The 11,000-nt window shown below is 26.1% G+C and carries 11 protein-coding genes; 7 read left to right on the top strand and 4 right to left on the bottom strand.

The features are described from left to right. Positions 1-20: 20 nt before the first annotated feature. The 4 genes from AJ932_RS00215 to tssJ form a co-directional block, all read right to left on the bottom strand. A complete protein-coding gene (locus AJ932_RS00215; protein WP_070278745.1) occupies positions 21-251 on the bottom strand; it encodes a hypothetical protein in 231 nt (76 codons plus the stop codon). 224 nt (positions 252-475) lie between these two features. Beyond that, the gene (gene icmH, locus AJ932_RS00210) at positions 476-1,249 is read right to left on the bottom strand and encodes a type IVB secretion system protein IcmH/DotU (RefSeq protein WP_002881837.1); all 774 of its coding nucleotides are present in this window, start codon (positions 1,247-1,249) and stop codon (positions 476-478) included. Continuing rightward, complete coding sequence (tssK, locus tag AJ932_RS00205; RefSeq protein WP_002779660.1) at positions 1,246-2,643, bottom strand: type VI secretion system baseplate subunit TssK; 1,398 nt, start codon at positions 2,641-2,643, stop codon at positions 1,246-1,248. Before tssK ends, icmH begins: the two co-directional genes overlap by 4 nt. Before the next feature lie 9 nt (positions 2,644-2,652). Next, positions 2,653-3,099, bottom strand: coding sequence for a type VI secretion system lipoprotein TssJ (gene tssJ, locus AJ932_RS00200; RefSeq protein WP_002779659.1), 447 nt, complete (start codon positions 3,097-3,099; stop codon positions 2,653-2,655). Positions 3,100-3,224: 125 nt separating this feature from the next. Between tssJ and AJ932_RS00195 the strand changes: the two genes are divergently transcribed. The 7 genes from AJ932_RS00195 to AJ932_RS00165 form a co-directional block, all read left to right on the top strand. Then, on the top strand, positions 3,225-4,472 hold the full coding sequence (locus AJ932_RS00195; RefSeq protein WP_070278747.1) for a type VI secretion system domain-containing protein: 1,248 nt from the start codon (positions 3,225-3,227) through the stop codon (positions 4,470-4,472). A gap of 68 nt (positions 4,473-4,540) precedes the next feature. Next, a complete protein-coding gene (gene tssB, locus AJ932_RS00190) occupies positions 4,541-5,026 on the top strand; it encodes a type VI secretion system contractile sheath small subunit (protein WP_002881833.1) in 486 nt (161 codons plus the stop codon). Position 5,027: 1 nt separating this feature from the next. Further along, complete coding sequence (tssC, locus tag AJ932_RS00185; protein ID WP_070261435.1) at positions 5,028-6,482, top strand: type VI secretion system contractile sheath large subunit; 1,455 nt, start codon at positions 5,028-5,030, stop codon at positions 6,480-6,482. Further along, entirely contained in the window at positions 6,482-6,874 is a 393-nt protein-coding gene (gene tssE, locus AJ932_RS00180) for a type VI secretion system baseplate subunit TssE (RefSeq protein WP_070261436.1), read from the top strand. The genes tssC and tssE overlap by 1 nt, the downstream gene beginning before the upstream one ends. Further along, positions 6,871-8,592 carry a type VI secretion system baseplate subunit TssF gene (gene tssF / locus AJ932_RS00175; protein ID WP_044779647.1) on the top strand — a complete coding sequence of 574 codons (1,722 nt, stop codon included), beginning with the start codon at positions 6,871-6,873 and terminating at the stop codon, positions 8,590-8,592. Before tssE ends, tssF begins: the two co-directional genes overlap by 4 nt. Next, entirely contained in the window at positions 8,589-9,491 is a 903-nt protein-coding gene (tssG, locus tag AJ932_RS00170; RefSeq protein ID WP_002881829.1) for a type VI secretion system baseplate subunit TssG, read from the top strand. Before tssF ends, tssG begins: the two co-directional genes overlap by 4 nt. A gap of 136 nt (positions 9,492-9,627) precedes the next feature. After that, on the top strand, positions 9,628-11,000 hold a 1,373-nt coding region (locus AJ932_RS00165), incomplete at its 3' end, for a contractile injection system protein, VgrG/Pvc8 family (RefSeq protein ID WP_186820405.1).

Genomic DNA, 11,000 nt, shown 5'->3' with positions numbered 1-11,000 from the left:
CAAAATACCCTAGAATCTTATTATACTTTAGGAAGTTCATTTAACTTACACATATTCCTAAATTGCCAATAACTAGGCTCTAAATAATAAGAATAAGGAGTATAATAAAAGATAATTAAGCCTATACCTCCAAGAAAGACTAAAAACTTTGAAACGCTTTTTGTAGATTTAAAGATGATTTTATAAATAAATTTTAATATAAGATAAGAAAGAATAGTAGAAATTATAATAAGAAGTAATATATATGTCATGGGTTATCTCCTTAGATTCTCTATTTTATTAAAATTAAGATGTAATTTTGTGGTTTAGTGTTAGCAGTATAACTTTTTCTTTATCATTAAAATAATAGAGCTTGTTTTTTCATATATTTTTATCCTTTTATAGGTTTTGCATTTGATTTTTATTCTAGCTGTAAAATAATTTTTATTTAATTTTACTCATAACAAATAAATTGATATTTAAAAATTTAGTATATTTATTCTATATGTGTTAAATTTTTTATCAATACGGATATATTATTATCCACTTTAAGATTATTGGTTTCTAAATTGAAAATTGCATAGCTTAATACTCCTAATATAATCAATGCTGGCACAACGATAATAAGTTTTTTAAAATACAATCTTATAAATTTTTGCCAAATATTTTCTTTCAAACCAGTTTTATATGCTTTATTAAAAGCTAACTCTTCTTCTATCTTATAAACCGGTTTTAAAGATGTGGCAATATTATTGCAAAAATGAATTATTTTTTCATCTCTATCCTTAGTCTCATTATATTTTCCTTTATAACCAAGAATCAAACAAGCATAGATAAATTCCAAAAAATCTTTAAACTTAAAAGGGTTATTAATCCAAGATGATGCAATATCATAAAAATTATTTCCACCTAAAGTTTCATCAAATAACCTTACAGTTAGAGTATTGTGAGCCCAAAAATTAATAAAAAGTTCATTTTTCATTAAGCTTTCATCTATAAAGACACAAAGACAATATTTGAATTTAATAATTTCTTTTTCATCATATTCTTTACATATACTTAATTTAGCGGTTATATCTAAAATTTTATTAATCAATGTTTCTCTAAGTTGATTAATACTACTTGTATCCATAGAGCTTATTTTTGAAAGTCTATAAGAAAGCAAAAGCAACTCCAAAGAATAATCAATAATTTTATTGTTTTTTAAACCATCAAAATCTGAATCAAGAAGTAAGCTTAATGCCTTTTTTTCTTCATTTATTTCTTTCATTGAAATACCGCCCACATTATAATATCAGGGTTTTTTATATTGTTGGTCAAGTACATACTAATGATACTTTCATTTTTAAAATCTTTAAACAGTTGATCTCTTTTATCTAATTTATAATAAACATAACCATTTAAATAAGGAATGCTAGATGGAACATTAGGTACTTGATCTACATTTAAGCCCTCAAGCTGAGTTGCGACTATATTTTTAATTTTACTTTGAGTATGTATCTTGCTTTGAATTTTAAAATTATTAAGTAGATATTCTGTAGTAACATCTGCACGAATTGCGAAATAAATTTCACTTTCTTCTAAAATTCCCGAATTATCAAAAATAAAATCATAAAAACCATTGCCATTAATACTGGTCTTAGCTATAAAATATTTAGGGCTTGTGATTTTAGAAAATAACAATCTTAGATTATTCATCATATTTAAAAAAGTATTATAAAGATTATCGTGTTTATAAGGAATAAAATCTAAAAAAGATTCTTCGTTGCTAAAAGCTGCAAGCTCTCCTTGAAATTCTAAAAATTTTTCGTATAAAAATTCAGGATGTATTTTATCTTTTTTTGATAGATGTGAAAATATTAAATACCATTTTTTTAAAAGATTAAGGGATAAAAAAGTGCTAAAATCCAATGTATTTTTTGTTTGATCGATTCCTTTAAAAACATTAGATAGAACTTTTTTATGTTGATTGATTGAAAAAATAATTTCTTCCAAAAAGGATCTTATGGTAGATATTTTGCTGATATTTAAGCAAGTGGGTATAAAATCACTTTCTAATTCAATTTTTTTATTGATATCAATATTTTTAATTTTTGCAATTGGTAATTCAAGTTCATCAGGAGTTGAATTACCTAAAATGCCAAGTTTTAATCTTAAACTAGCAAGAAGTAAATCTTTTTTCTCTTGCGTAAAAGTCAGATTTTCAAGTTCGTACTCATCTTCAATTTTGTCCATTACATTAGATTTTGAATCATCATAATTTCTTAAAGCAATACTATTTCTAAGACATATAAACTTTGAATTTGGAAAAGTATTTCTTAAAGATAAATCAGCAATATCAGTAACTCCGATAGGAATTTTTAATACCACAACTGAATCAATTAAAGATTCATAATTGATTTCAATAGGCTCAGGCAACAAATCTTGCTCAGGTGCATTAAAAATGCTTCCATCTTGTGCGATACCTGAAATTTTAGAAAGTGCAATTTTTCCTTGCAATAACATCTCTTGAGAAAATTCCAAGTCTATTATTCCATATAAATTACTATATATATTTATAGTTTTAAGATCTATATTTCTATTAAAAAATCTTTCTTGCTGCTCAAAATGGGTTTGTCCAATATTAAGTCCATCAAACCAAGCAACTTTTAATTTATTTGCCATATATTATTCCTATTTAATTCTTTTGATACCTTCTTTGGATATTTCAAATTTTAAATACTTATTCTTCCCAAACCCATTTGCATCTTCGGTCTTTGCCCATATTTTTGTTGTTTTTTTTGTATTATTTGCAAATAATACAAGAATGCCTACATAAGGAACCTCTTCTTCATCTACTTTAACCGCGATAATATTGTCTTTAGGTGCAATTTGCGTTTTAATAGAATCAAGTTTATCCTTGCCTAGTACCCCCTCTTCTCTAGTAGCCAAATCTATATCACTTGCTTCTTCAAATTTTTTAATATCCTTAAGTTGATATACAATAGCCGTAACAGGAACATCATCATGTCTATTATTAAGATTGGAATTCTCTACATTATTTATCTTAACACTAACAACACTTGAGCAAGCGCAAAAGAATAGTGGCAATAAAAAAAATAAACTTTTTTTACAAAACATGAAACTAAAGTATCCTTTCTATCTTAGAATATATAATTTATGATTAATTGAGTAAATTTTTTAAAAAATTAACATAATATTTTTTAAAATTTAATTATAATGAGGCAAATTTTTGGAGGAATTAAATGTATTTTTGCGATCAATTGAAAAATAATTTAGATGAACTACAAGAATTTCAGTTACTTGAAGATGAGATGTCAAAATATAAGACTTTAAACCATGAAAATATTTCTTGGGATAAAGTTTATCAATATTCTCAGTTTATATTATTAAATCATTCTTTAAATTTTAAAATTTGCAACTATTTTCTTTTATCGTGTTTTAATTTAAACAATGAAGAATGCTTTGAAAAGCTTTTGCTTCTTTTTCAACATTTAAAAAAACTTATAGATGAAAATAATGCTTATATATTAGCTCAAAAGCGAAAAATTCAAAATTTTATTCAAAATTTTATTCAAGAATACAATAAAACAAAAGTGCTTATATCATCTGAGATTGTTAATCAATTTATTACTTTATTTTCCGAATTTGAAAATTTACTATCTTGCAATTTTGCAAAAATTGAAATTGCTCAAGTTGCACCACAACTTCCAAAATCTCCTGTAACTCAAGTATCTGTAAACATTAGAAGCGATAATATTAACTCTTTAAACGAGAGAGAATATAAAAATTTTTATCAAAAACTTGCATTTGAGCTTTTAGAAGAGGATGAAAATAATCTCAATATCTACGCTTTATTCACCCAAGCAATGTGGGGAAAAATCAGGTGTTTGCCTGAATGTAATAATGAAAAAATTACTAAAATAAGAAAACCTGATGCAGATATAATTCGCATATTACTTTCTGATAAAGAAAATGATATAGAACATATTAAATGTTTTATGCATGAACTTATTTTAAATCCTTTTTGGATAGAGGGTGTACAACTCTTTTGTGATTTTTTAGAAAAAAAGAAAAAAAATAAACAATTAGACATTCTTATAATATTAACAAGTGATTTTATTTCTAAATTTGATACTATTGAACTTCTCCGTTTTCAAAATGGTGATTTTATCTGCAAAGAAGAAGTTTATAAATATTTTGTTAAATCCAAAGAAAATAAAAAAAGTTTTTTTTCAAGTAAAAAAACTGACAAAGAACATACATTACAAGATTTTGAGCAAATGCTGATGAATATTGATAAAGAAAATTTTAATAATTCTATTATGAATAATATTAATTCCTTGCTAGATATGGTAAAAATTTTTGAATCAAAAGGAATGAAAAAGAACTCTAAAATTTTAAATATATACTTAGTAGAGTTAATGGAAAAAACTCTACTAAAAGATTATCTAGCCGAAGAATATGAAAACGCAAAAAATAAAATTAAATGATGCAAGATTAAATTTAGCAAATTTTAATATAATAATTAAGCTAAAATTTTTATTTTTAAGGATTTAAAATGTCAGATGGATCTCATGCTCCAAAGGAACGAATTAATATTACATATAAAGCTAAAACTAATGGACAAAATGAGGATGTGGAGCTGCCGTTAAAATTAATGGTAATGGCAAATTTAAAAGGAAAAAACGAAACCCCCTTAGAAGAAAGAGAAATTTTGCAAATTAACAAGATCAATTTTGATCAAGTTATGAGAAAACTCAATATAACAACGAGTTTTAGCGTAAAAAATACTCTTGGAACAGGAGCTGAAGAGCTTGATGTTAAGCTCAATATTGCTAGTATGAAGGATTTTTCTCCAGATAGCTTAGCTAAACAAATACCTGAGTTAAACAAATTATTGCAGCTAAGAGAAGCTTTAATGGCTTTAAAAGGTCCTATGGGTAATATTCCTGATTTTAGAAAAGCTGTTTTAGAAGCGTTAAAAAATGAAAAAACTAAAGAAAAGTTACTTTTAGAAATTAAACAAGAAGAGCAAGGAAATTAAAATGGCAAATACCAAAGTAATTGATACGCCAATTATTGAACAAATTATGGAGAAAAGCAAATACTCTAAAACTGATGAAAGTTATAGTATTGCCAAAAGAGGTGTTGCTGAATTTATTTCAGAAATTGTAAAAAGCGATAATGCCGAAGAAAAAATCAATAAATTTGCACTTGATGAAATGATAGCCCATATTGACCATTTACTCTCAAAACAAATGGATGAAGTTTTACATAATGAAGAATTTCAAAAACTTGAATCTACTTGGCGTGGACTTAGATTTCTGGTTGAAAGAACTGATTTTAATGAAAATATAAAAATCGACCTATTTGATATAACAAAAGAAGAAGCCTTAGAGGATTTTGAAAACAATCCAGATATAACACAAAGCGTTGTTTATAAAAATATATATTCTTCAGAATATGGACAATTTGGAGGAGAGCCTGTAGGAGCAATCATTGGAGATTATCAACTTGGATCAGCAAGTCCTGATATGACTTTTTTAAATAAAATGGCTAGTATTGCGGCTATGAGTCATTCTCCCTTTTTAACATCTTTTGGACCAAAATTTTTTGGGCTTGATGATTATTCTGAACTTGCGAATATTCAAGATTTGCAAGGTTTGCTAGAAGGTCCTCAATATACAAGGTGGAGAACTTTTAGAGAAAATGAAGACTCTAAATATACAGGCTTACTAGTGACAAGATTTTTAGCAAGAAGCCCTTATGATCCTGAAGAAAACCCTATTAAAAGCTTTAACTATAAAGAAAATGTTCATGCTTCGCATAATCATTTATTGTGGGCTAATTCTTCGTATACTTTTTGCACAAGATTAACAGAAAGCTTTGCTAAATATAGATGGTGTGGAAATATTATAGGACCAAAAAGTGGAGGGACTGTTAAGGATCTGCCTACTTATCTTTATGAAAATTTTGGAACTATACAATCAAAAATACCTACAGAAGTTTTGATTACAGATAGGAGAGAGTATGAACTTGCTGAAGCAGGTTTTATAACTTTAACATTAAGAAGAGATAGTAATAATGCAGCATTTTTTTCAGCAAATTCTCCATTAAAACCAAAGATATTTCAAAATACCCCAGAAGGTAAAGAAGCTGAAACAAATTATAGACTAGGAACTCAGCTTCCATATATCTTTTTAATTTCAAGATTGGCGCACTATTTAAAGGTTTTACAACGAGAAGAAATAGGGAGCTGGAAAGAAAGAAGCGATATCGAAAATGGTCTTAATGAATGGATTAGACAATATATTTCCGATCAAGAAAATCCACCTTCTGAAGTAAGAAGTCGTCGTCCATTCAGAGCAGCACAAGTGAAAGTTGATGATATACCAGGAGAGCCAGGATGGTATAAAATAGGACTAAGCGTCCGACCTCATTTTAAATATATGGGTGGTAATTTTGAACTTTCTTTAGTAGGAAAATTAGATAAAGAATAATGTCTCTACTCGATAAGTTAATACATGAGCTAGATGATCAAAATACTCATGTTCCTTTCTATCAAAATGATTTTGAGGATGTAAAGAATAATATAAAAGTTTTGCTCAACTCTAAGATTAATGACTGTTATACCGCGAAAGATTTAGGGATGCCAAATATGACTGACATTAATCTTAGTTCTAGCGAATTATGCATATCAATGGCTAAGGAAATAAGAAAGTTAATTGATAGTTATGAAAAAAGAATACGAGTTGTTTCTATTACTTATGATAATAGCTTAAGCCCTTGGCAACTTTCTTTTATTGTAAAATGTTTTTTTCAAGAGGATCGTTTTAAGGAATTTAGTATAGAAATTATTTTTAAAAATAATAGATATTGTGAGGTTAAATGAAAGATAATATCTTTTATTATCAAAAAGAGCTTGAATATCTATATGAAACTAGGGAACATTTTGTAAAAAATTATCCAAAACTAGCTCCATTTTTAGCTTACAATAGCAAAGATCCCGATGTAGAAAGAATTATTGAAAATTTAGCCATCCTAAGTTCTAAAATTCACCAAGAACTTGATGAAAATATCCCGCATATTGCAGAATCTTTAATCAATATAGTTTCTCCAAACTATACAAATCCCATACCCTCATTATGTATGCAAGAATTTAAACTTGAACAAAATAGCAAAGAAAATAAACTTACTATTCCAAAAGGAACCGTTGTTAAATCAAAACCTATAGATAAATGCATTTGTGAATTTAAAACTGTTTATGATGTCTATCTTTACCCTATTTCGATAAATGAGGTTTTTGCATCAAGTAAAAACCAAGACTATACTTTTAATTTAAAATTACAAATAGATAAAGCAGAAACAAAAATAAGTGATTTGGGCTTAGAAAAAATTAATTTATATTTAGGTAACGATACTTACATGTCTACTACTTTATTATTATATATACATTCTTATTTGAAAGAATTAAAAATTCAATGTTTGGAAACTGATGAAGAATTTTTTCTTAATACTTACGATATTGAAAAAATAGGATTAAATCCAGATGAAAGTAGTTTATCTTATAATGATTTAGGCTTTGAAGCTTTTTCTTTGTTAAGGGAATATTTTTTTATGCCCCATAAATTTAATTTTCTAAGAATTAATAACTTAGATATTTTAAATAATTGCCAAGGAAGAACAATTAATATTGAATTTAAATTCTCTAAACCATTTCCTGCAAATTGCATATTTAGAAAAGAATTGTTTTCTTTAAGTATGACGCCTATTATCAATATCTTTGCAAAAAGCGCAGAACCTCTTATAAATAATCATAAAAAAGATAGTTATCGAATTTTTGTTGATAGAAGCCAACCTAAAGCTTATGAGATTATACAAACATTGCAAGTTAAAGCACACAATAGCGAAGGGGGTAAAAGATTATTAAAAAACTATAAGAGTTTTGAACGTTTTGAATTTTTAAAAGATAATCAAAAAGACTTTTATAGCATAAATACTAAAAAGAATTCTAAAGGAGAAGTATTTAGCGAAATTTCCTTTTTCTCCTCTTATTTAATGGATGAAACTATAAGCATTGATCTTTTATGCTCCAATGGAGATCTGCCTTCAAGATTAAAAATAGGAGATATTAATAATTGTAATTTAAAAGGTGTTGATACTAAAAATATCGAAATTCCAAGTGAAGCGAGAAGATGCAGCGTTGATGGCAATTTATTGTGGAAACTTGTTTCTGTATTATCTTTTTCTTATCAAACCATATTAAGTAGAAAAGCTTTTTTTGGTGTATTAGAAAGCTATAGTTTTTTAGATAATCAGTTAAATTGGAAATCTTATGAACTTTTAAAAGAATCTATAGTTGATATTCAAAGCAAAAGCACTTATCTAATTGATGAAAATATTACAAAAAAAGGAACAGTGGCTATTTTTAGTATTAAGGATTCTAAGTTTTATACTTTAGGTGAAGTCTATTTACTAGGATTAGTTATATCCAAATTTTTAGCATCTTTTGCTAGCATTAATTCCTTTTGTGAATTAAAGATAAAATGTCTTGATTCAAAAGAAATTCTGCATTATCCTGCTTCTTTTGGAAAAAAAGCTTTAATATGAATGATCCAACTTCATATAGTTTTTTTAAACTTATAAGAAAGCTAGAAAAAAATTATGGGAAAAAAAATATATTTTTAAGAACCAATAAAAGTTTAAAGCATCCAAATAAAGATTTAGAAAAAATTATTTTTTCAGATCAATCATTTATAGAATTATTTGTAAATTTTATGGGCTTACATGGAGTTTCCTCACAACTTCCTTCATTTATGTTAGATAAATTATCCAGAAATGAAGATGGAGAACAAGGTTGGACTTTATTTTTTGATTTTTTTAATCACTATTTACTTTGGATATTTTTCGATGTTATTGGCTTAAAAAATTATCCAAGATCTTTTAATGATAATTTTAAAGACTCTATTTCTCAAATTTTATTTAATATATTAGGAATTAAAGAATACGATATTGCAAAAAAATATTTACCATTTGCACCTTTATTATTGAGCTTAAGACGTCCAAAAACATATATAGAAAGAGTTTTGCAAGTTAATTTTAAACTAAAAGACAAATTATCAATCATTGAAAATTTGCCTCACCAAATTTTAATCTCTGATACTCAAAGAAATAAACTGGGCGTAAAAAATCATGCCTTGGGGAGTAATTTCATACTAGGTGATAAATTTACCTCTTATCAAAATAAAATAGCAATTTATATAAAAGATATTTCATATCAAGAAGCGATTAAATTTATGCCCAATGGAACTAAACATGATGATTTAAAAAATAGCATAATGTTTTTAACAAATAATGAATTTTGTGTTGATTTATATCTTAAAATCAACTATTCTTCAGAAATGAAGTTTGTGTTAGGAGAAGAAAATACCGCCAAACTTGGCTGGGCAAAAATCTTAGGAAACACGCAAAAAAAATTCACCATAGTATATATGAAACTTTATGAATAAATATTCATAATCATAAAACACACTCAAATTTACCCCAACTATGCTACAATATTTACAAAAAAAATATAAATAAAAATTTAATCACACTTATAAGCTTTGTATTTGATAAATCTTATTACCACATTAAGGAGAAAAAATGGCCTCAAATTCCTTTATGAGTCTTAATATATCAAATTCTACTTCAAATCCCCTACCCTTTAAAATCACTAAAGCCATCATCAAAGAAAGTCTTGAAGAACTTTTTTCTATAGAATGTGAAGGTTTTTTTGAAAGTTTAGATGAAAGCTTATTTAATCTAAGTCAAGATTTTAATTTTCATCCTAATGTTTTAATCGATCAAGAAGCTATTTTAAGTATCCATAATCCTTATGAGAATAATACCTTAAACTTTGATAACAATGAAGTAAAAAACTATAAGGGAATTATCACTTATATAAAATATCTAGGTATTAATCATGAAAGTGCTTTAAATATTAATGATAGCACTTCAAATACTAAGCAAATACAATACAAGCATTTTTTTTCTTTTAAGCTTCAATCAGTCTTGATAAGACTTTCTTTAAATAAAGCCAATCGTATTTATACTCATACTAATATTATAGAAGTAATTAAACAAACCCTTGGTTTTTATCAAGATATCTTACATAAAGAAATTGATTATTCTAATATACATTTTAATTATGAAGAACAAGAACTCATCTCTCAATACAATGAAAGTGATTTAGACTTTATTACAAGATTAAGCCATAATAATGGAATCTTTTTTTATGAAGATGAGAACACTATTTATTTTTGTGATGTATATAAAAATGTAAAAAATAAAGAAATTGAGTATAATCCTAATGTTAATAATATTTTAAATCAAGCTTGTATTTCTTCTATTTATAAAGAGCAAAGTTTAAGAACTAATTCTTTTACACATTCTAGTATTAATGCCAATACTCCTTTAAATCTTTTATCTTTACACTCTAGTAAAGTTCCTTATGAACAAGAACTTAATAACAAAGCTTATTATAATGAACATTTTTATGAGAGTGAATATTCTTTTACAAAAAGCATTGATTTAAAGACTAAGCCTTCTCTTAAAGAAAAAAGAGCCTTAGTATTAAATGAAAGCTTACTAGCAAAAAGTAATATTTATCATCTTAGCTTAGGAGATTTTATCACTTTAAATTATAAGGAGTTTAATCATCAAGAAGAAATAAAAAATCAAGACGAAGAAAAACAAGATAAAGCTTCTTTGTTTAAAGACTTTATTATTATTGCTAATACTCAAATCTTAATTGATGATGCCATCTTAGCTAATTCTATTAATACGAATGGTCATTTAAATTTAAAAGATTTAAATTTAAGTAAATCTTATTCTAATACTTTAACTTTATTAAAAAAGAATATTATCTTTACTCCAAGTTTTAAAGCTAAACCTAAAGCTCCTAATAGCACTCAAGGTATTGTTATAGGAGAGAGTAAGGATATAGAAAGTGAGAGAAATACTATTTATACTGATGA

The sequence above is a fragment of the Campylobacter sp. BCW_6873 genome (genome assembly GCF_001762365.1).
GTDB lineage: Bacteria > Campylobacterota > Campylobacteria > Campylobacterales > Campylobacteraceae > Campylobacter_D > Campylobacter_D jejuni.
The sequence above is the reverse complement of the archived record's forward strand: the minus strand, read 5'-3'. Positions and strand labels throughout refer to the sequence as shown.